Origin of the sequence: Bradyrhizobium sp., assembly GCF_035309285.1 — a bacterium.
Lineage (GTDB): Bacteria > Pseudomonadota > Alphaproteobacteria > Rhizobiales > Xanthobacteraceae > Bradyrhizobium.
Genome location: NZ_DATGFH010000073.1, coordinates 58,763 through 80,006 on the forward strand (window position 1 = coordinate 58,763; position 21,244 = coordinate 80,006).

A 21,244-nucleotide genomic window follows, 5' to 3' on the forward strand; every position below is an offset into this window, starting at 1 on the left:
CGTAGCGACGAAGTAATCCAGACTATCTCCGCGGAGCCGGTGTGGATTGCTTCGCTTCGCTCGCAATGACGAACTCGGCTATCGCCGCTCCCTGAAAAACTCCCTCAGCAGGGCCGCCGACGCGCTCTCGCCGAGCCCCGAATAGACTTCCGGTGCATGATGGCAAGTCGGGCTGGCAAAAAACCGCACCCCGCTTTCGACCGCGCCGCCCTTGGGATCGGCTGCGCCGTAATAGACCCGCCGGATGCGCGCAAACGAGATCGCGCCGGCGCACATGGTGCAGGGCTCGAGCGTGACATAGAGATCGCAATCGGTAAGCCGCTCGCTGCCGAGCTTGTCGGCAGCCTCGCGAATGGCCAGCAATTCGGCATGGGCGGTCGGGTCGCGGTCGGCAAGTGTCCGGTTCCCGGCCGAGGCGATCACCTCGCCGTCCCGCACGATGACGCAGCCGATCGGGACCTCGCCGGATTTCCCGGCTTTTTGGGCGGCTTTCAGCGCCAAATCCATGAAAGAGGAGGCGTTCATGCTCGTATTGCTGCAACAAGTCTGCTAATGCGCGTGCCTTCACCTCAAGGCGAGCCCCTTCATGCCCCGCGACACCGACAAACACAATGATTCCCCGCGCGGCCGGCGTGACGGTCCCGAAGGCCGCAAAAGCCGTGGCGGGGCGCGGGATGGCGACAAAAAATTCGCCAAGCGCGGCTTTGGGCCCAAGAGATTCGACAAGAGATTCGATAAGAAATTCGACAAGACATTCGATGGCGAGCGCGGCGACAAGGGCCGCTTCCGCAGCGATCGTGACGAGCGGCCTTTCCGCCGCCGCGATGGCGACGAGGCGCCGCGCCGCTTTGATCGCGACGAGAGGCGACCCAGGCGCTTCGACCGCGATGATCGCCCGCCGCGCCGTGACCGCGATGAGGCGCGTCCCGCCGGCCGCTTCCAGGACCGAAAATTCAGGGATCGCCAGAGCGACCGCGGGGATCGCCAGAGCGACCCCGGGGATCGCAAGAGCGACCGTGGGGATCGCAAGGATCGTGAATTCAGGCCGCGTCGAGACGATCGTGACTTCAAGGGCCGCGACCGCAGCGATGAAAAGCCCTGGCGGCAGCGCGGCGACCGCACGCGCGACGATCGCCGCGGCGGCGATGAGCGTCCACGTTTCTCGCGGTCGCGTGAGGACCGCCCGAAATTCGAGCGCCAACGCGAAGAGCGTCCCAAGTTCGATCGGCCGCGCTGGAAAAAGGATGACTCGCGCGAGCGCCGGGGCGACCACCCGCGCTTTGATCGCGATCGCCGCGACGATCGCCGCCCACGCCCCGAGGGCCGCACGGACTGGCAGGAGCATCCGCGCAGCGATCGCCGGGGACCCGATCGCTTTGCCGACCGCCCGCGCCGTGACAACGAGGACGACAGCAAGATTTTTGCCAAGCGCCCGGCCTTCGGCGGCCGCGGCGCCTACCGTGAGCGCAAGGACGACTTCGACAAGCGCGCCCCGCGCGAGGAGGTAAAGCCGAAGAAATCCGGCGAGCGCATCGCAAAAGTGCTGGCGCGCGCCGGGTTCGCCTCGCGCCGCGACGCCGAGGAGATGGTCACGCAAGGCCGCGTCACCGTCAACGGCCGTCTCATCAACTCGCCGGCGCTCGACGTCACGGCGAATGACGTGGTCGCGGTCGACGGAAAACCCTTGCCACCACGCGAGCGTACGCGGCTCTTCCTCTATCACAAGCCCAAAGGGCTGATGACGACGCATGCCGATCCCGAGGGGCGGCCGACCGTGTTCGACAATCTGCCCGAAGGCCTGCCGCGGCTCATCTCGGTCGGCCGGCTCGATTTCAACACCGAGGGGCTGCTGCTGCTCACCAATGACGGCGGGCTCGCGCGCGAACTGGAATTGCCGGAAACCGGCTGGCTGCGCCGCTATCGTGTGCGCGCGCATGGCGAGATCACGCAAGCTCAGCTCGACGAACTCAAGAACGGCATCGAGGTCGATGGCGTCAAATACGGGCCGATCGACGCCACGCTGGAGCGCGACCAGGGCAGCAATGTCTGGCTGGTGTTTGCGATCCGCGAAGGCAAGAACCGCGAGGTGCGCAATGTCATGGCGCATCTCGGACTCGAGGTGAACCGCCTGATCCGCATCTCCTACGGTCCCTTCCAGCTCGGCGAGCTCGAGGAGGGCAAGGTCGAGGAGGTCAAGACGCGCGTGCTCCGCGAACAGCTCGGCGAGAAGGTGATCGAGCGCTCGGGTGCCGACTTTGCGCGTCCGGAGCAACGCGAGACGGATGATGACGGTGAGGCGCTGCGCGGCAAGAAGCCGTTCAAGCCGGCGGGCAAGAGCGCGCTGGTCAGCGACCGCAAGGGCCGTCGCGTGCTGGTGCAGCGCACGGGCGGTGCGGAAGCACGAGCGCGCAACGAGGAGGAGAACGCCGGCTACGGCCCGCCGCGCCGCCCCAAGCGCGGCTATCACGGCAAGCGCGATCTGAAGCCACGGGATGAGTGAGGTCTCAGGATGACCGTCGCTCTTTCTGAGATTTCTTTAGGCACGCTCTCTCCATTCCCTCCCCCCATGCGGGGGAGGGTCAGGGAGGGGGGTATCCCACGGGAGGTCTGTCCGTGTGGCACTCCCTTCCCCAGCCCTTCCCCGCAAGGGGGAAGGGAGCGCACTTTCCGCGTTGCGACAGGGTTTGCATTGTAATGCGCGTGGTCGGCGGAGAGTTGAAGGGCCGCACTATCGCTGCGCCCGCTTCGAACGAGATTAGGCCGACCGCGGACCGCCTGCGCGAGTCCGTCTTCAATATCCTGGTCCATGCCTACGACGACCCGTTCCACGACGCGCGCGTGCTCGATCTCTTTGCCGGCACCGGCGCGCTCGGCATCGAGGCGATCTCGCGCGGTGCGGTGTTCGCGCTGTTCGTCGACAATGGGGCCGAGGCGCGCGCACTGCTTCGCAACAATGTCGAGGCGCTGGCGCTTGGAGGCGTCACTAAAGTCTATCGCCGCGACGCGACCAATCTGGGCCCCGCGCATCCCATGGAGCCATTCTCACTCGTGTTCCTCGATCCGCCCTATGGCCAGGGGCTCGCCGAGAAGGCGCTGGTGAGCCTGCGCGACGGCGGCTGGCTCAAGGCGAACGCGCTGCTCGTCGTGGAGGAAGCCAAGGCCGCGGCGTTCGCCGCGCCTGATGGCTTCGAGGAGCTGGAGCGGCGCACGTACGATGATACGGAGTTTGTGTTCTTGCAGAACCTTGGCGGACGGATGAGGGATCGTTTGCCGTAGTTTTGTAGGGTGGGCAGAGCGCAGCGTGCCCACCGTTTCCAGGGCGATGCTTGGTGGTGGGCACGGCGCTGCGCGCCTTTGCCCACCCTACGAATCTCACCGCCGCCCGAACAATTTCTCGACGTCGGCGAGCTTCAATTCCACGTAGGTCGGGCGGCCGTGGTTGCACTGGCCGGAGTTCGGCGTGTCTTCCATCTCGCGCAGAAGCGCGGTCATCTCTTCGGGCTTGAGGCGGCGTCCGGCGCGCACCGAGCCGTGGCAGGCCATGGTGGCGGCGACGTGCATCAGCCGCCGCTCCAGCGGCAGCGCCTCGTCCCATTCCTCCATGTGCTCGGCGAGGTCGCGCAACAGGCTTGCGGCATCGGTCTTGCCGAGCAGCGACGGCGTCTCGCGCACGGCGACCGCGCCGGGTCCGAAGGATTCGATCGCAAGCCCAAAGGAAGCGAGCTCGTCGGCGCGCGCCAGCAGACGCTCCACCGTCGCCTCATCCATCTCGACGATCTCGGGGATCAGGAGGATCTGGCGCTGCACGCCGTTTTTGGCGAGCGACGCCTTCAGCCGCTCATAGACGATGCGCTCGTGCGCGGCGTGCTGGTCGACAATGACGAGGCCGTCGCGGGTTTGCGCGACGATGTAGGTTTCGTGGAGCTGGGTGCGGGCCGCACCCAGCGGACGATCGATGAGATCGCCGGCGGCGTGCGCTTCGATGCGCACATCGGCGGTGGGCGCGCCGACATCGAAGGCGACCTGATCCTGCTCGGCGAGGGCCGCCGCGGCCGTCGCGAATGATGGCGTGGCGCCGACCGGATAGGATGGCGAGCGCCGCCAGTCCCAATTGCCCGGACGCGGCGCGAACGCCGGCCGGAATGAGGCGATCGCGGCATCCCCGCTGTTGACGGCCGTGCGCCTACCCTCGCGCGCGAGGCCATCCTTCAGTGCGTGCACGATCAGCGCGCGGACGAGACCGGCATTGCGGAAACGCACCTCGGTCTTGGCGGGGTGCACGTTGGCGTCGACCTCGCGCGGATTGAGCGTGACGAACAGCGCCACCACGGGATGGCGGTCGCGCGGCAGGTAATCGGCATAGGCTGCGCGCACCGCACCCAGGATCAACTTGTCGCGGACCGGACGGCCGTTGACGAAGAGGTATTGCCCGAGGGCATTCGCCCGCGTCAGCGACGGCGAGGCGGCGAAGCCTTCGACCACAACGCCCTCGCGCTCGGCCCGCACGTCGATGGCCGCGTTACGAAAATCCGCGCCGAGGATATCGCCGAGGCGGGTGAGCTGGCCCGGCGCGCCTGGCAGTGCCGCGGCCCAGGTGACGGGCATGCGCTCTTCGCCGGCGAGCGTGAACGCGATGTCGGGCCGCGCCATCGCGAGCCGCCGCACGGTTTCGCGGATCGCTTCGGCCTCGGTGCGGTCGGTCTTCAGGAATTTCAGGCGCGCCGGCGTTGCATAGAAGAGGTCGGCGACCTCGACGCGGGTGCCGCGGGCGAGCGCAGCAGGCCCGATCTCCGACTTCGTGCCGCCTTCGACCGCAAGCTGCCAGGCATGCGGCTCGCCGGCATGCCGTGTGGTGATCGACAATTTTGCGACCGCCCCGATCGAGGGCAGAGCCTCGCCGCGGAAGCCTAGCGTCTTGATCTGCAGCAGATCCTCGTCGTCGAGCTTGGAGGTGGCATGGCGGTCGACGGCGAGCGCGAGATCGGCCGCACCCATGCCGCTGCCGTCGTCGGTGATGACGATCTTCCGTCTGCCGCCGCCATCGGTGAAGACATCGATCCGGCTCGCGCCGGCGTCGATCGCGTTCTCGACCAGTTCCTTGACCACGCTCGCGGGACGCTCGACCACTTCGCCGGCGGCGATGCGGTTGACGACCTGCTCGGGAAGCTGGCGGACGGGCATGGGGGCAATTTAGTGCAGCCGATAGGTAATTGCATGTCACGAGGAAGCGCCACCCACTGTTTCTTCACCCTGCTCTGCAGGAGGAGGGTGAAGAGTCAATCCTCAAACCCGCGGACGCCGCGTCGGGCCTTGATGTCGCTGCGGCGTTTCTTGCCTTCGAGCCGGCGCTGTTTCGAGCCCAGCGTCGGCTTGGTCGGCCGCCTCGGCGTCGGGCGCACCATGGCTTCCTTCAGCATCTCCACCAGCCGCTCGATCGCGTCCGCGCGGTTGCGCTCCTGGGTACGGAAGCGATAGGCCTGGATCACGATCACGCCATCTTTGGTCATGCGGCTACCGGCAAGCCGCGCCAGCCGCTGTGCGGCGTCGGCGGGCAGCGCGATCCTATTGGTATCGAAGCGGAGCTGGGCGGCGGTCGAGACCTTGTTGACGTTCTGTCCGCCGGGCCCGGAGGCGCGGACAAAGACGATCTCGATGTCGTTCTCGTCGATGGAGAGTTCGCGCGAAATCCGCAGCATGGGCGCTACCCGGTCAGAATCGGTGCGCCACCATAGCGGGTTTGTCGTTACGACGCTCGGCTTCCTCCCCGTAAGCTGGGAGGAAGCGCGGCGGACGTCTCAATTCGCCTTGGGCGGTGGCGGCGCACCCGGTGCGCGGGCTGCTTCCGCGGCGGCCTGCGGCTCGCGGCCGACGACGACGGTGACGAGGCCCTGGCCCCACAGCCGCTTCGCCATCTGCCTGGCATCGTCGAGCGTCACTGCATCGATGATGCCGCTGCGCCTCTCGAGATAGTCGATCGGCAGCTTGTCGAGCTGGTACTGCAACATCGCGGTCGCGAGCTTGGAGGAAGTGTCGAGCTGCAGCATCTGCGAGCCCTTGAGATAAGACTTGGCCTCGTCCAGCTCCTGCTGGGTCGGCCCCTCCTGGGCAAACTTGCGGACCTCCTTGTCGATGGCGTCGATGCTTTCGCCGGCGCGGTCCGCGCGCGTACCGGTATTGCCGACGACCAGCGAGGAGTGATCCATCCAGAGCAGCGCCTCGAACATCGAATAGGCGAGGCCGCGTTTCTCGCGGACCTCGTGATAGAGCCGCGACGACAGCCCGCCACCGCCGAGAATGTGGTTGTCGATATAGGCGGCCATGAATTTTGGATCGTGGCGCATGACGCCGGGGGCGCCAAAGGTGATGGTGGTCTGCGGCACGTCGAGCGGCACGAAGGCGCGCTGCGGCGGCGCCGTCGCGACCACGTCAGGCGTGGGTGTCAACTTCGCCTTGGCCGGCAGGCTGCCGAAGGTCTTGTCGAGCAATTGGCCAAGCGTCGCCGGATCGACGTCGCCGACCACGGCGATCTTCAGCGTATCCTTGGCGATGACGCGGCTGATATAGTCGCGCATGTCGGCCACCGTGATGGTCGGCACGCTCTCCAGGGTGCCGCTGGCCGGCCGGCTATAGGCATGGTTGGCGAACTCGAGCTCCAGGAATTTACGGCTCGCCAACGCGTTCGGATTGGTGGTGTCGCGGCGCAGGCCCGACATGATCTGGGAGCGGATGCGCTCGACATCGCTGCTGGCGAGATGTGACGAGGTCAGCGCCATGTGCAGAAGGTCGAAGGCCTCGTCCTTGTTGTCCTTCAGCATGCGCAGCGAGCCGCGGAAATAGTCCCGCGTGATGCTGAAGCTCAATTCGATCGCGCGGCGGTCGAGCCGTTCGTGGAAGGCCTTGGAATCGAGGTCGCCGGAGCCCTCATCGATCGTGCTCGCCACCATGTTGCCGACGCCGGGCTTGTCGGGCGGGTCCTGGGTTGCACCGCCGCCGAAGGCATACTCCATCGCGATCAGCGGCACGGTGGAGTCCTGAACGAACCAGGCCTCGATCCCGCCGGGCGAGATCAGATGCTGGATCTTGGTCGCGGCAACGGCGGGTAGGGGCAGCGTCAGCGCGAAGGCGAGCGCAATCGCGCCGCGGCGCGTGAGGGCAAGAAAGTGGTTCACGAACGCTTCTCCTCGCGCTTGGGCGTGGTGTCCTTGATCAGATAGCCGGTGACCGAGCGATTCTTGTCCAGCCATTTCTGCGCGGCGGCGCGCACCTGGTCTGCGGTCACGGCGCGGATGCGGTCCGGCCAGCTCCTGATATCCTCGATGCTGAGCCCCGTGGCCAGCGCCCCGCCATACCAGCGCGCCATGGTCGCCTGGTTGTCCTGGGCATAGATCGCCTCCGCGACGAGCTGCGTCTTCACGCGCTCCAGGTCCTCGGCCTTCGGCGGATTCTGCTTGAGGTCCGCGATCACGTTGTCGACCACCTGCTCGACTTGCGGAAACTCGACGCCGGGCTTGGGCGCCACCGCGATCGAGAATTGCGAGGGGTCAAGCGCAGTACCTTGATAGGCGGCGGTAGCGGCGACCGCGAGCGGCTTGTCGACTACCAGCGCGCGATAGAGGTAGGAGTTGCTGCCGCCGCCCATGAGCTGCGCCAGCACATCGAGCGCCGTGCTCTCGCCCTTCGATGCGGTCGTGGCGGATGGCACGAGGTAGTAGCGCTTCATAGTCGGCTGCTCGACATGGGGATCGGCGAGCGTCACGGTGCGGGGCGCGACCTGCTTCGGTTCCTGCGGGCGGATGCGGCGTGCCGGGATCGAGGGCTGCGGCGGGATGTTGCCGAAATTCTTCTCGACCAGCGGGCGAACCTCCTTGACGTCGGTGTCGCCGGCAATCACCAGGATCGCGTTGTTGGGCGCGTAGAAGCGGTGGTAGAAGGCGAGCGCCTCCTGGCGGTTGAGCTTCTCGATCTCGTGATGCCAGCCGATTACCGGACGGCCGTAGGGATGGTTCAGGTACAGCGCGGCCATGATCTGCTCGTTCAACCGGGCTTCCGGATTGTTGGCGACGCGCATGTTGTACTCCTCGAGCACGACGTCGCGCTCGGGCAGCACGTTCTCGTCCTTGAGGATGAGTCCGGTCATGCGATCGGCCTCGAACTCCATCATCAAGGGAAGCTTCTCGCGCGGGACGCGCTGGAAATAGCCGGTGTAGTCGTTCGAGGTGAAGGCGTTCTCGTTGCCGCCGACCTTCAGCACGGTCTGGGAAAATTCGCCCTCCGGATGCTTGGCCGTGCCCTTGAACATCAGATGCTCGAGGAAATGTGCAAGGCCCGATTTGCCGGGCGTCTCGTCGGCGGAACCGACCTTGTACCAGATCATCTGGGTCACGACCGGCGTGCGGTGATCCTGGATCACGACGACCTGCAGGCCGTTCGGAAGCGTGAACGTCGCCGGCGGCTCGGAGGTGAACGTCGTTTGCGCGGACGCGCCGGTTGTCGAGAGCACGAGCGCAGCGAAGAGGAGGATAAAGGCGACAAAGCGGGTTTGGGACATCATGACCTTTGTGAAAGCCGACCGGTGGGTGCGGGTCAAAAGCGCCGCATCCTACACGGCGCGGCCAACACGGGGCGTCACGAAGCTGAGAGAAATCGCGACGTGGGCGCGATGAGGATAGTCATCCTGCGCCGCAATGGATTACGCGCTACTCGTCGCCGTACTTGCCGGCGACCGGGTTGTATTCCTTGTTCAGGGATTTCATCGGTCCGGTGCCGTACGAATAGTTCGGCGACGGTGTCTGATAGCCGGGCGGCGGTTGAATCAGCGAAGTCCGCGGCGGCTCGGCCTTGAACTCCTTGCTCTCGGACTGGTTGCCGTGGAACAGGCTCGAGAAGCTGCCCTCAAAACCGAGCTGCGAAGGGCTGAGCGGCGCGGCGTTGGGATCGCCGGGCTTCAGCGAATCAGATGTCTTTGCTCCCTCCGGGTCAGGCCGGGTTCGGGCCACGTTGAGCTGGCTCGGCGTGAGCGGTCGAGCTTCGTCAATGGCCGCCTGCGTAGCGTCCTTGTGATTGTTCTTGTCCTTCTTGCGCGCGGCGATCGCGGCCTTGCGCCGCATTTCGTCGGGGTCCTTCGGCCAGTTCGGCACGTTCGTCTCGGTGGAAGCCGAAACCGGCGGCGGCAAATCCAGCTTGGGCGGCACGACCAGCGGCGAGCGCTCGCGATAGTCGATGCTGGAGTTATCCATGTTGACGGCGCCCATGCCCCTCATGATGCCATCGATGATCTTCTGGTCGAAGGGCTTGTCTTCCTCCCCGTCATCGTCGTCGCCGGCGCGCGCGGCGCCTGCAGCGACAAGCAGGCCGACGCCGAGCACGACCGCCGCGAGCCGCAAGGCCTTCGGCGAGCACTTCATCATCCAACCGCTGGTTCCGGTCCTGCGCATCGACTTTACCCGTTTGGTACAGGGGTCCTGATCAGCCGGGATCAGGGCGCTTTTGCGGCGGGTACCCCCATAAAGGAATCATACAATAGGGCCATGACCCCGGCAACAATGGCCACATCCGCGAGGTTAAACACATACCAATTGAAGGTATTTCCGCCGATCCGGACGTGAAACAGGGCAAAATCGACCACCGCTCCATAGGCGAGGCGGTCGATACCGTTGCCGATGGCCCCGCCGATGATTAACCCGAGGGCAATGGTGGCAAGCGCCTTTTTCGAGCGCGCCATCCAGATCGCGAGCGCAACGACCGCCGCGGCCTTGAATACCATCAGGGCGGCCTGGGCGATGGGATTGTCGTTCTGAAACCAGCCGAAGCTGATCCCGATATTCCACTCCAGCACCAGGTCGAAGAACGGCGTCACGCGGACCGCGCCGCGATGGGTGATATCGAACACGTCAAGCAGCCAGAGCTTTGACGCCTGGTCAGCCAGCAGCGTGACGATCGCGGCGATGACGCCGTAGCGGAGCGGGGAGGTCATTGTCTTGTCGTCCCGGCGAACGCCGGGACCCATACCGCGTGATGCCAATTGATTGGGAGATTGCGGGACATCTTTCGTCGCTAGCCGAGAAGCCTGTGGTTATGGGTCCCCGCTTTCGCGGGGACGACGATAGCAATTGTCAGACGCTGACCCCCAGCGCTTTCCATTCGCGCAACGCCCTGGCATCGCGTGGCGAGACGTCGGGATACTCCCTGTCCTCGCCCACTGTCGGCAGAATCTTCCACGACCGCGCGCATTTGATGCCTTGCGCCTTCTCGATCACGACGGCGACACCGGGTACGTTGTCGAGACGGAAAGCGCCGCCGGGCGCCTCGCCCTCCTGCACCTCGCAGCTCGAGGTGATGCAGATCTCGGCGAGGTCAACGTCGAACAGCGTCGCCAGCATTCGGCGGTCGGCGACATGGATGACCGGGGAGGCTTCGAGCGAGGAGCCGATCTTTTTAGCCGCACGCTCCAATTCCAGCGCGCCGGTGACGACGCGACGCACGTCGCGGACGGTCTCCCATTTGCTCGCGAGATCGTCGTTCCGAAACTTTTCGAAGCCGTCCGGGAACAGCGTCAGGTGCACCGAGGGCTTGTCATTCGGCTTGTACATCCCCCAGGCTTCGTCGCAGGTGAAGCTCAAGATCGGCGCGAGCCATTTCAGGATCGCGTCGCAGAGGATGTCGATGGTGGTGAGCGCCGCCTTGCGCGCCACCGAAGACGGCGGATCGCAATAAAGCGTGTCCTTGCGGATATCGAAATAGAACGCCGACAGCTCGGAGTTCATGAACGCCGACAGCGTTGCGACCACGGTCTTGTAATCGAACTCGGCATAGGCCTGACGCACGATCCTGGCCTGTTCGGCAAGCTCGTGCAGCATCAGCCGCTCCAGCTCCGGCATGTCCTTGGGCGCGACCGCGTCTTGCGGCCCAAAATGATGCAGCGTGCCGAGCATCCAGCGGATGGTGTTGCGGAGCTTGCGATAGGTCTCGACCGTGTTCTTCAGGATTTCGGGGCCGATGCGCTGGTCGTCGGTGTAGTCGCAGGCTGCAACCCAGAGCCGCAGGATGTCGGCACCGGATTCCCTGATCACAGCTTGCGGCTCGACAGTGTTGCCCAGAGACTTCGACATCTTGCGGCCGTGCTCGTCCTGGGTGAAGCCGTGAGTCAGGACGATGTCGTATGGCGCCCGTCCCCGCGTGCCGCAGCTTTCCAGCAGCGAGGAATGGAACCAGCCGCGGTGCTGGTCCGAGCCTTCCAGATACATCACGGTGTCGGCGCCGCCATCGACCTTGCGCTTGATGCCGGCCAGCCCGGGGAACTGCACGGGGTCTTCGAGCACGAAGGCATGCGTCGAGCCGGAATCGAACCAGACGTCGAGGATGTCGTCGACCTTCTTCCAGTCTTCGTTGGCGCGCGAGCCCAGGAAACGCTCGCGCGCGCCTTCCATGTACCAGGCGTCGGCGCCTTCCTTCTCGAAGGCGTCGGCGATGCGCTTGTTGACGGCCTCGTCCTGCAGGATTTCTGCGGAGCCGTCACCGTTTTCGCGCACGAATACGGCGATCGGCACACCCCAGGCGCGCTGGCGCGAGATCACCCAGTCGGGTCGCGCCTCGATCATGCCGTTGATGCGGTTCTGGCCCGACGGAGGCACCCATTGCGTCACCGAGATCGCATGCAGCGCGCGGGCCCTAAGCGTATCGGTGCCGTCGGACTTGCTCATCGGCTCATCCATGGCGATGAACCACTGAGGTGTGTTCCTGAAGATCACCGGCTTCTTTGATCGCCAGGAATGCGGGTATTGGTGCTTCAATTTCCCGCGCGCGAGCAGCATGCCCGCGTCGACGAGGGCTTTGATGACGGCGTCATTGGCGTCGCCCTTCTCACCCTTGTCGTTGATGACGCGCTTTCCCGTGAAGCCCGGCGCTTGATCGGTATAGGCGCCGTTCTCATCGACGGTATAGGGGATCGTAACGTTGATGCCATCTTCCTGAAGACGTCGCGTGTTTAGTATCCACACATCGAAGTCTTCTCGGCCGTGGCTCGGCGCGGTGTGCACAAAACCCGTGCCGGTGTCGTCGGTGACGTGATGGCCCAATAGCAATGGAACAGCAAAATCGTAGCCACCAAGTGCTTTTAGGGGATGATCGCAGGCAACAACCACGTCGGCCGGGCCAGCCTCAAACACCACATCTCGAAGTCTTTTGAATTCTTTGACGCGGGCATGACGAAAAACGTCTTCTGCCAGCTTGTCGGCAAGGACGTAACGATCGCCGGTTTTCGCCCAATTGTCCGCAGGCGCGTCTACGACCTCGTAGAGACCGTACTCCACATGCTCCCCAAAGCTGATCGCGCGGTTTCCGGGAAGCGTCCAAGGTGTCGTCGTCCAAATCACGATGGAGCTGGACTGGAGATCTTTGGCGAGCTCGTGAAGGGACTTTAGGTCTTTCTCAGTTGCCTGCTGGTGAATCCCAGCAACTTTCGCCTCTCGGACCGGGAATTTCACCCAGACCTGATCGGAGACGTAATCCTCGTATTCGACCTCGGCTTCGGCGAGCGCGGTCTTCTCCACCACGCTCCACATCACGGGTTTCGAGCCGCGATAGAGCGTGCCGTTGGCGACGAACTTCATCAATTCGCGCGCGATCTGGGCTTCGGCCGCATAGGTCATGGTGGCGTAGGGATGCTCCCAGTCGCCGATGACACCGAGGCGCTTGAACTCCTCGCGCTGTACGTTGAGCCAGTGCGTCGCATAGGCGCGGCATTCGCGGCGGAACGCAACCATTGCGGCGGAGTCGCGGAAGTCCGGCTTCGCCTTGCCCTTGGAGCGGTAGTTTTCTTCCTCGACCTTCCACTCGATCGGCAGCCCATGACAGTCCCAGCCCGGCACGTAATTGGAATCCTGCCCGAGCATCTGCTGGCTTTTGGTGACGAGGTCCTTCAGGATCTTGTTCAGCGCCGTGCCGATGTGGATGTTGCCGTTGGCATAGGGCGGGCCGTCGTGAAGCACGAACTTGGCGCGGCCACGAGCCTCTTCGCGCAGTTTCTCGTAGAGGCCGATCTGGTTCCAGCGCTTGAGCATGTCCGGCTCGCGCTGCGGCAAGCCCGCCCGCATCGGGAAATCGGTCTGCGGCAGGAACAGGGTTTTGGAATAGTCTTTGGCGTCGGACTTTTGCGGCTTTTGGGACATGCGGTGTACTGGCTCGGAGGGGCGCGGGAAGAAGCGATTGGTCGCGGATGAACGAGGAAATCCCGGTCTTGCGCCGAGCCTTCAGGCTCAGGCGGAAGCCGGGCCGCTAATCCCTATGATGCGCTGCGCAAACATGGGCTCTCCATAGCAGGGGAGGCGCAAATCGCAAAGGCCGAAAGGGTCGTCAGGTGATCACGCCGAGCCTCGGAAAGACCCCGGGCGCGGCGGCCAATTGGGCGCGGGCGCGGGCGGAATCGTCATCCATCTGCCTGATCAGCGCATCCACGCTGGCAAATTTCAGCTCCTCGCGGATGAAGCCGATGAAGGCGACGTCCAGCCTCTCGCCATAGAGGTCGTCCCCGAAGTCGAACAGGAAGATTTCGAGCAGCGGCGCGCCATTGTCGAAGGTCGGGCGCCGGCCGAAGCTCGCCACGCCATCAAAGCGCTGTTCACCGCGGCCGATCCGCACCGCATAGATGCCGTGCTTGAGGCCGCAATTGTTGTCGAGGCGGATATTGGCGGTGGGATAGCCGAGCGCGCGGCCGCGCTTTTCGCCATGGATCACTTCGCCGTTGACGAACCAGGGTTGGCCCAGCATGGCGGTGGCCTCATCGATCTGCCCTTCCGCCAGCGCAGTGCGGATGGCGCTGGATGAGACCGGCCGCTCCTCGATATCGACATGCGGCTGCACGTCGACCTCGATGCCGAGCCGCGGCCCTTCAGCGACCAACAGGCTCGGCGAGCCGACGCGGCCCTTGCCGAAATGGAAATCGTAGCCGACCGCGATCCCGGAAATCCCGAGGCGCTCGATCAGGTCATGCTTAATGAAATCCTGTGCCGGCGTCCCGGCCCGCCTCTTGTCGAACGCCATGATCACCGCGCCCGCGAGCCCCGTGCCGGCGAGCAGACGCAGCTTGGCGGCCTCATCCGACAGCCGGAACTGGGGGGTGGTCGGGCTGAAGAAGCGCCTGGGATGCGGCTCGAAGGTCAACGCCAGCGCAGGCCGGCCATGCGCCTTGCCCATCTCGAGCGCGGCGCGAATGACCGCCCGGTGACCGAGATGGACACCGTCGAAATTGCCCATCGCCACCACGGAGCCCTTCGGAATGTCCGCCGCTGGGGTGGAATCGCGGATCACGGTGAAGACTGGCGGCATTTTGGAGCACTTTGGATCGGGTCGGGATGGGGCCGGACGGTTGCTTGGCGGACGCGGTTAAGTCAAGCCGGCACAACCATATCTACTTGGGATTGCAGCACATAACGCCTCGACTCAGGGTCGGTTAACGGGCTGTTTAAGGCCTGATGCTAGTCCTAGGGGTGGACTCGCGGTGGGCCTTTGGGCCGCCGTCGCGGGCCTGTTTGTCGTGTCTGTCCGCGCGGGGGTCAAGAAATGGCGGTTGATCTGTCGATGCCGGTTCTGGTGGTGGATGACTATTCCACCATGATCCGTATCATCCGCAATCTCTTGAAGCAGCTTGGCTTTGAGAACATCGACGACGCCAGCGACGGCTCGGCTGCGCTCAACAAGATGCGCGGCAAGAAATATGGCCTCGTGATCTCCGACTGGAACATGGAGCCGATGACCGGCTATGACCTCCTGCGCGAGGTCCGCGCCGACCCCAACCTCGCCACCACGCCGTTCATCATGATCACGGCGGAGTCCAAGACCGAGAACGTGATCGCGGCCAAGAAGGCCGGCGTGAACAATTACATTGTCAAGCCGTTCAACGCCGCCACGCTGAAGACCAAGATCGAGGCGGTCTTCCCCGACATGGCGAACGCATAATGCATCACCACCTTAGTTCCCGCGTCAGCGCGCGGGGCGGGTGGCCGAACAGTTCCTTCACCGACGCCGGGTCGAACTGATCGACGCCCTCGAACTCTTCGGAATGAATGCCTCGCGTGACAAACAGGCAGTCGATCCCGAAGCCATGCGCGCCGGCCAGATCTGTCCGCACGGAATCCCCGATCGCGAGCACCCGGTCGAGCTTGATTGCGTGGCCGCCATGCTCGGCGGCGAGCCCAATCGCCCGCTCGTAGATAGGTCGGTGCGGCTTGCCGTAGAAGATCACCTCGCCGCCAAGCTCGCGGTAGAGTTCGGCGATGGCGCCGGCGCAATAGATCAGGCGGTCGCCGCGCTCGACCACGATGTCCGGATTGGCGCAGATCAGCGGCAGCTTGCGCTCGAGCGCCTGCCTCATCATCGGACGATAATCCTCCGCCGATTCCGTCTCGTCGTCGAGCAGACCCGTGCAGACGATATAATCGGCTTCCGCCAGCGGCGACAGCACCGGATCGAGCCCGTGATAGATCGAACTGTCGCGCTCGGGGCCGAGCCAGAACACCTTTCGCCCGGGGTGGCCGGCGACGTAGTGCCGGGTCAGATCGCCTGACGTGACGATCGCGTCGTAGGTATCGTCGGCGACGCCGAGCTTCTGCAATTGCCGCTGCACGGAATCGGCCGGCCGCGGCGCGTTGGTGATCAGGATGACGGTGCCGCCGCGGCTGCGATACGTGTGCAGCGCCTCGCAAGCCTCGGGAAACGACTCGAGCCCGTTATGCACCACGCCCCAGATGTCGGACAGGATCACCTCGACTCCATCGACGAGGTCGCGCAGCCGCTCGACGAAGCGCAAGGTCATGATGCGTGGATCCGATTAGCCCGGGCCCGCAGCGCGGCGTGCCAGCGCAGCGTTGCCGACGGCCCGCGGCGGCGGATCGATGGCGGCAGGCTCTGGCAGCGGGGCCTTGGCGGCGCCGTTGATTTCCTGCGCGCCGGCGGGTGCCGCTGCGCCATTCGCCGGCGCGCCTTCCGGCCGCACCGGGCGCGGAGGGGCGAACAGGAAACCCTGGCCGAGGCGGACATCAAAGTCGAGCAGATCGACCACGGCGCGCTCGCCTTCGATCTTCTCGGCAATCAGGTCGATGCCGAAACGGCCGAGCAGGTCCGACAGATCGGAGGGATGGATGTCCGAGGTCGAGGTCTGTTTCGGATCGAGCAGGAGGGAAGCCGGCACCTTGATGAAGCGGACGCCGCGGTCTGCAAGCTCTCGCGGCTCGAAGCGCAAATCCGTCACGTGGTCGATCGAGAAACGGTAGCCGCGCTGGGCAAGGGCTGCCAGATGCTCGGTCTCGGACGGGCCGAGGTGACGGAAGGTCGTCTGCTTGAACTCAAGCACGAAGGATGGCGCAAGCGCGCGATTGGCGTCGAGGAAGTCGAGGCACTGCGAGAACGTCGCGCTGTTGCTCAAGGTCGAGGCGGCGACGTTGCAGAACACGCCGACTTCCTTGTTGCGCACCATCAAGCGACGCAGCACCTGCACGCAGCGGAGCATCACCATGTGGTCGATCCGCCCGATCAGGCCCGCGGTTTCGGCAATGCCGATGAAATCCTCCGCGGCGAGGACCTGATCCTTGTCGTCGCGGAGCCGCGTCACGGCCTCGTAGTAGCGCACCTTGCGCTGCGGCAGCGTCACCAGGGGCTGCAGATAGATGTCGATGCGGTTTTCCTCGACCGCGGCGCGCACGGCGGCAAGCGTCTGCATCTGGCTACGGGACGCTGCGGTTTCACCGGCCGCCGCCGCGTGAGGGGCGGGGGGAGGTGTCATCAGCTTCTCTTCGCCGAACCCCGGCGTCGCGGCGGATGGTCTGTCGGTCTCCGGCGCCGCCGCGGCATTGGCCTGGACCGCGGCCAGCATGTCCTCGTGGTTGGCGACTGAGGCGGCGAGCTGCTTCACCAACCCGCCCAGTTCGCCGATCTCGTTGACCACCCCCTGGATGCGGTCGGCGCCGGCCGAATTGGCCGACACCAGCCGGCTCTCAACGGCGGCGAGCCTGCGGCCGAATTCGGCGACCTGGCGGGCGAGGTCGGCGGTGCCGCGGGAGAGGTCGGCGATCTGGCTGCCGACGTCGGTGCGGTCGCGCATCCGCATCGACACAGCGTTGTAGAGGATCAGGAAGGTCAGCGCCGCGAGCGCCACGATGGCCGATTCAGACCCGCTGATACCGGCGACGGAATAGAGGATCAGCCCCAGCGATGCCGCGACCAGCACCATGCACAGGGCGATGAAAATCGTCGAAATACGGATCATGTGGCGCGCGCACTCCCCCGAGTGCGGCAACCTTACCACTAATGTTGATTCGGAAGGCTAGTGTTTCTTTGGCGCGGCCCGGAACCGAGGGGAGGCGGGCGGCGCCCAATAACTCGTCATGCCCGGCCTTGTGCCGGGCATCCACGTCTTGCCTTTGTGCAGAGAAGACGTGGATGGCCGGGACAAGCCCGGCCATGACGAAGCGAAAAGAGGAGGATCAAGCCACCGCCTTGATGACCTTGCCGACCTTGTCCACGATCTCGCCGATCTGCGCCTCGCTGACGATCAAGGGCGGGGTCAGCGCCAGCGTGTCGCCGGCAATGCGCAGCATCAGGTCGTTATCGTGGAACGCGGAGACCATCGCGTCATAGCCGCGTTTACCCGCCAGATCGGCGGCGCGGGGCGCGAGGTCGATGCCGGCCGTCAGGCCGACGGTGCGGATGTCGAGCACGTTCGGCAGGCCCTTCAGGGTCATCACAGTGTCTGCGAATTTCGGCTCCAGCGCCTTGGCGCGCTCGAACAGCTTTTCGTCGCGGTAGACGTCGAGTGTGGCGAGGCCTGCGGCGACCGCGAGCGGATGCGCCGAATAGGTGTAGCCGTGGGTGAATTCCACCATGTGCTCGGGGCCGCTCATGAAGGCGTCATGGATGGTGTCGCGCACGATCACGCCGCCCATCGGCGCCGCGCCGTTGGTGACGCCCTTGGCGAAGGTGAGCAGGTCGGGCAGCACGCCATAGCGCTCGGCGGCGAAGGCGTGTCCAAGCCGGCCATAGCCGGTGATCACCTCGTCGAAGATGAGCAGGATGCCATGCTTCTGAGTGATCTCGCGCAGCCGCTTGAGATAGCCCTTGGGCGCCGGCAGCACGCCGGTTGAGCCCGCCATCGGCTCGACGATCATGGCGGCAATGGTGTTGGCGCCGTGCAGCGCGACGAGGTTTTCCAATTCGTCGGCGAAATGCGCGCCGTATTCCGGCTCGCCCTTGGTGAAGGCCTGCTTCTCGCGATCGTAGGTCGCGGGGATGTGGTCGACGCCGGTCAAGAGCGTGCCGAACATCTTGCGGTTATTGACGATGCCGCCGACCGAGGTGCCGCCGAAGCCTACTCCATGATAGCCGCGAGCGCGGCCGATCAGGCGGGTACGGCTGCCTTGGCCGTTGAGCTGGTGATAGGCGAGCGCCATCTTCAGCGCGGTGTCGGCGGCTTCCGAGCCGGAGTTGCAGAAGAACACATGGTCAAGACCTTTGGGCGCGAGGTCGGCGATGCGGCTCGCGAGCTCGAAGGCCTGGGGGATGCCGAACTGGAAGGGCGGCGCGTAGTCGAGCGTTGCGGCCATTTTCGCGATCGCTTCCGAAATCTGGCTGCGCCCGTGGCCGGCATTGGTGCACCACATGCCGGAAGCAGCGTCGATGATCTTGCGGCCGTCGACGGTGATGTAGTGCATGTCCTTGGCGCCGGCGAGCAGACGCGGCTGCTTCTTGAAGGCGCGGTTGGCGGTGAACGGCATCCAGTGTGCCGCAAGGTCGTTCGGCACGTTGACTGATGGGGCGTTAGGGCTCTTGTCCAGCATGGGGGCCTCTTTAAGCGTTTCCGGGTAAAAGCGAGCTGACACGAAAGCTATCAGCTTCGAACCGCGACTGGAACGCCGATAACTTGCGATCTTTGGTCTATTTGCGGTGAATTGTTGCGCGGATGTCAGCGAAGATCGCCCGCCGCGACGAAAAATACCTCAGCCTCCGAATCCTCGGTATCAAGCCATAGCAACGGCAGCTCCGGATAGGCCGCCTCGACATTGTCACGGCCGCGGCCGATCTCGCAAACGAGCCCACCTTCGGGTGTAAGATAGGAGCCGGCCTTGTCCAGGATACGCCTGACGATATCAAGCCCGTCGGCGCCGCCATCGAAGGCAAGCCTGGGTTCGGCGCGGCATTCCGCCGGGAGCGCCGCCATGCCCTCGGCATCGACATAGGGCGGGTTGCTGATGATCAAATCGTAGCGTTTGCCAGCAAGCGGCTCGAACAAATCGCCGCGGTGCAACATGATGCGATCGTTCAGGCCATGGTCGGCGACGTTGCGCGCGGCCACCGCGAGCGCATCCTTCGAGATGTCCACCGCGTCGACCTCGGCGTGGGGAAAATGCCGCGCCGCAAGAATGGCGAGGCATCCGGAGCCGGTGCAGAGGTCGAGCACGCTTCCGATGCTCGCCGGGTCCATCAGCGAAGCGCCGTCGCCGCCGGCAAAATGCGAATCGAGCAATTCGCCGATGAAGGAGCGCGGCACGATCACGCGCTCGTCGACATAGAACGGCAGCCCGCGCATATAGATTTTGTTGATGAGATAGGCCGCAGGTTTCCGCGTGGTGACGCGTCGTGTGATCAGGTCGACGATGGACTTGCCTTCCGCGGCTGTCACGCGCGCGGTGGCAAAGCTCTCGAACTGGTCGGGATTAAGGTGCAGCGCTTCGCAAACGAGGAACGCGGCTTCCGCGACGGGATCGGTGGTGCCATGCGCGAAGGCGAGTTTCGCCTCGTTGAAGCGGCTCACGGCATAGCGGACGAAATCGAGCAGCGTGAGCAATTCGCCGCTGGTGACTTTGGGCAGTCTGGCCGCTCGCTTGCTCGCAGCCGGCTTTGCACGCTTCGCCATCAGGACTTGGTCCAGCGCGCTGCAGCGGCGTCATCATGGGCGCGGGCTTCGACCCAGCCTCTGCCCTCCGTGTTCTCTTCCTGCTTCCAGAACGGCGCGGAGGTCTTGAGATAATCCATCAGGAATTCCGCCGCCGCGAAGGCCGCCTGCCGGTGCTTTGAGGCCGTCACGACCAGCACGATGTTCTGCCCCGGCTCGATCCGGCCGAAGCGGTGAATCACGGTGACGCCCTGCAGCGGCCAGCGCGCCATCGCTTCATCCACATGCCGTTTGATCTCGGCTTCCGCCATGCCGGGATAATGTTCAAGCGTGAGCGACGCGATATCGTCGCCGCCCTCCGGTCCGCGGCAAATGCCCGAGAATGTCACCACCGCACCGATATCGGTGCGATCCCGGCTGAGGGCTGCGATCTCCCGCGCGACATCGAAATCATCTTGCTGGATACGGATGGTGACGGGCGCAGTCATGTCTTTTAGCCGCCGGTCATCGGCGGGAAGAAGGCGATCTCGCGCGCGCCGGCGATCGCCGCATCGGCTTTCACGTGGGCGTGGTCGATCGCGGCGCGGATCACCTTCGGCTTCTCGAAGGCATGCGCATAGGCCTCATCACGCGCGGAAAGCCAGGCGATCAGGTCGCCGACCGTGTGCACGTTCGAAGGCGGCTCGATCGTCTCTTCCGCCTTGCCGACGCGCTCGCGCACCCAGGCGAAATATTTGACCTTCATCCCTCATCCTCCTCGAGGACGTGGTGGATGCCGTGCCGGAAATAATCCCATCCCGTATAGATGGTGAAGATCGCCGAGATCCAAAGCAGCAAGAGCCCGATCTGGGTGACGACCGGAACCACCATGTCGCCGGCTTCGCCGGCGAGCAAAAAGCCGATCGCGATGAGCTGGATCGTGGTCTTCCATTTCGCCAGTTTGGTCACGGGCACGCTGACGCGGAGCGCGGCGAGATATTCGCGCAGGCCCGAGACCAGGATCTCGCGGCACAGGATCACGATCGCGGCCCAGAGCGACCAGCCATGGATGATGCCGTCGGCGGCGAGCATCAGCAGGCAGGAGGCGACGAGCAGCTTGTCGGCGATCGGGTCGAGCATGCGCCCGAAGGCCGATTGCTGATTCCAGACCCGGGCATAGTAGCCGTCGAGATAGTCGGTGATCCCGGCGGCGATGAAGACGGCCACCGCGACCCATCGCAGCCAGAGCGGGCCGTCCATAATGGACTGGGCGTAGATGCAGCCGATCACCACCGGGATGGCGGCGATCCTCGCGCAGGTCAGGATATTCGGGATCGACAGCGCGCCTTTCGCCGTCCGGGTGGTTGCGATGTTCATCCGTCCTTC

19 protein-coding genes are annotated in these 21,244 nt (G+C 64.8%); 3 read left to right on the forward strand and 16 right to left on the reverse strand.

From position 1 onward, the window contains the following. Nucleotides 1-78 precede the first annotated feature (78 nt). A complete protein-coding gene (locus VKR55_RS14225) occupies nt 79-525 on the reverse strand; it encodes a nucleoside deaminase (RefSeq protein ID WP_324404407.1) in 447 nt (148 codons plus the stop codon). Nucleotides 526-586: 61 nt separating this feature from the next. Between VKR55_RS14225 and VKR55_RS14230 the strand changes: the two genes are divergently transcribed. Together VKR55_RS14230 and rsmD are read left to right on the forward strand one after the other, a co-directional pair. Then, nucleotides 587-2,500, forward strand: coding sequence for a pseudouridine synthase (locus VKR55_RS14230; protein ID WP_324404409.1), 1,914 nt, complete (start codon nt 587-589; stop codon nt 2,498-2,500). A 194-nt stretch (nt 2,501-2,694) separates the two neighbouring features. Further along, nucleotides 2,695-3,276, forward strand: a complete 582-nt coding sequence (gene rsmD, locus VKR55_RS14235) for a 16S rRNA (guanine(966)-N(2))-methyltransferase RsmD (protein WP_324404412.1) — start codon at nt 2,695-2,697, stop codon at nt 3,274-3,276. Nucleotides 3,277-3,372: 96 nt separating this feature from the next. Here rsmD and mutL read toward each other — a convergent pair whose 3' ends face one another. The 8 genes from mutL to VKR55_RS14275 form a co-directional block, all read right to left on the reverse strand. Next, nucleotides 3,373-5,181 (reverse strand): DNA mismatch repair endonuclease MutL, encoded by a 1,809-nt coding sequence (mutL, locus tag VKR55_RS14240; RefSeq protein WP_324404415.1) that lies wholly within the window; start codon nt 5,179-5,181, stop codon nt 3,373-3,375. A gap of 95 nt (nt 5,182-5,276) precedes the next feature. Next, the gene (arfB, locus tag VKR55_RS14245; RefSeq protein WP_324404418.1) at nt 5,277-5,696 is read right to left on the reverse strand and encodes an alternative ribosome rescue aminoacyl-tRNA hydrolase ArfB; all 420 of its coding nucleotides are present in this window, start codon (nt 5,694-5,696) and stop codon (nt 5,277-5,279) included. Between the two features lie 99 nt (nt 5,697-5,795). Next, nucleotides 5,796-7,169 carry a M16 family metallopeptidase gene (locus VKR55_RS14250; protein WP_414642367.1) on the reverse strand — a complete coding sequence of 458 codons (1,374 nt, stop codon included), beginning with the start codon at nt 7,167-7,169 and terminating at the stop codon, nt 5,796-5,798. After that, on the reverse strand, nt 7,166-8,551 hold the full coding sequence (locus VKR55_RS14255; RefSeq protein WP_414642368.1) for a M16 family metallopeptidase: 1,386 nt from the start codon (nt 8,549-8,551) through the stop codon (nt 7,166-7,168). The genes VKR55_RS14250 and VKR55_RS14255 overlap by 4 nt, the downstream gene beginning before the upstream one ends. A 145-nt stretch (nt 8,552-8,696) precedes the next feature. After that, nucleotides 8,697-9,434 (reverse strand): hypothetical protein, encoded by a 738-nt coding sequence (locus tag VKR55_RS14260; RefSeq protein WP_324404421.1) that lies wholly within the window; start codon nt 9,432-9,434, stop codon nt 8,697-8,699. A 41-nt stretch (nt 9,435-9,475) separates the two neighbouring features. Continuing rightward, nucleotides 9,476-9,973: a signal peptidase II gene (gene lspA / locus VKR55_RS14265; protein ID WP_324404423.1), complete on the reverse strand. Its 498-nt coding sequence runs from the start codon at nt 9,971-9,973 to the stop codon at nt 9,476-9,478. A gap of 139 nt (nt 9,974-10,112) precedes the next feature. Beyond that, complete coding sequence (ileS, locus tag VKR55_RS14270; protein WP_324404425.1) at nt 10,113-13,166, reverse strand: isoleucine--tRNA ligase; 3,054 nt, start codon at nt 13,164-13,166, stop codon at nt 10,113-10,115. 184 nt (nt 13,167-13,350) lie between these two features. Beyond that, nucleotides 13,351-14,322: a bifunctional riboflavin kinase/FAD synthetase gene (locus tag VKR55_RS14275; protein ID WP_324404426.1), complete on the reverse strand. Its 972-nt coding sequence runs from the start codon at nt 14,320-14,322 to the stop codon at nt 13,351-13,353. A 234-nt stretch (nt 14,323-14,556) separates the two neighbouring features. On the opposite strand from VKR55_RS14275, the gene VKR55_RS14280 reads away from it, so the two are divergent. Further along, nucleotides 14,557-14,952, forward strand: coding sequence for a response regulator (locus tag VKR55_RS14280; RefSeq protein WP_300254881.1), 396 nt, complete (start codon nt 14,557-14,559; stop codon nt 14,950-14,952). A gap of 4 nt (nt 14,953-14,956) precedes the next feature. Here the strand turns inward: VKR55_RS14280 and VKR55_RS14285 are convergent, their stop codons facing one another. The 7 genes from VKR55_RS14285 to pgsA all read right to left on the reverse strand — a co-directional run bounded on the left by VKR55_RS14285 (nt 14,957) and on the right by pgsA (nt 21,235). Continuing rightward, nucleotides 14,957-15,811, reverse strand: a complete 855-nt coding sequence (locus VKR55_RS14285) for a TIGR01459 family HAD-type hydrolase (RefSeq protein ID WP_324404496.1) — start codon at nt 15,809-15,811, stop codon at nt 14,957-14,959. A gap of 12 nt (nt 15,812-15,823) precedes the next feature. Beyond that, nucleotides 15,824-17,257 carry an EAL domain-containing protein gene (locus VKR55_RS14290; RefSeq protein WP_324404427.1) on the reverse strand — a complete coding sequence of 478 codons (1,434 nt, stop codon included), beginning with the start codon at nt 17,255-17,257 and terminating at the stop codon, nt 15,824-15,826. Nucleotides 17,258-17,474: 217 nt separating this feature from the next. After that, nucleotides 17,475-18,824, reverse strand: coding sequence for an omega-aminotransferase AptA (gene aptA, locus VKR55_RS14295; RefSeq protein ID WP_324404428.1), 1,350 nt, complete (start codon nt 18,822-18,824; stop codon nt 17,475-17,477). A gap of 125 nt (nt 18,825-18,949) precedes the next feature. After that, nucleotides 18,950-19,900: a 50S ribosomal protein L3 N(5)-glutamine methyltransferase gene (prmB, locus tag VKR55_RS14300; RefSeq protein ID WP_324404429.1), complete on the reverse strand. Its 951-nt coding sequence runs from the start codon at nt 19,898-19,900 to the stop codon at nt 18,950-18,952. Continuing rightward, the gene (locus VKR55_RS14305; protein WP_324404430.1) at nt 19,900-20,367 is read right to left on the reverse strand and encodes a molybdenum cofactor biosynthesis protein MoaE; all 468 of its coding nucleotides are present in this window, start codon (nt 20,365-20,367) and stop codon (nt 19,900-19,902) included. Before VKR55_RS14305 ends, prmB begins: the two co-directional genes overlap by 1 nt. A 5-nt stretch (nt 20,368-20,372) precedes the next feature. Then, a complete protein-coding gene (gene moaD / locus VKR55_RS14310) occupies nt 20,373-20,624 on the reverse strand; it encodes a molybdopterin converting factor subunit 1 (RefSeq protein ID WP_324404431.1) in 252 nt (83 codons plus the stop codon). After that, the gene (gene pgsA / locus VKR55_RS14315) at nt 20,621-21,235 is read right to left on the reverse strand and encodes a CDP-diacylglycerol--glycerol-3-phosphate 3-phosphatidyltransferase (RefSeq protein WP_324404432.1); all 615 of its coding nucleotides are present in this window, start codon (nt 21,233-21,235) and stop codon (nt 20,621-20,623) included. Before pgsA ends, moaD begins: the two co-directional genes overlap by 4 nt. Between the last annotated feature and the right edge of the window lie 9 nt (nt 21,236-21,244).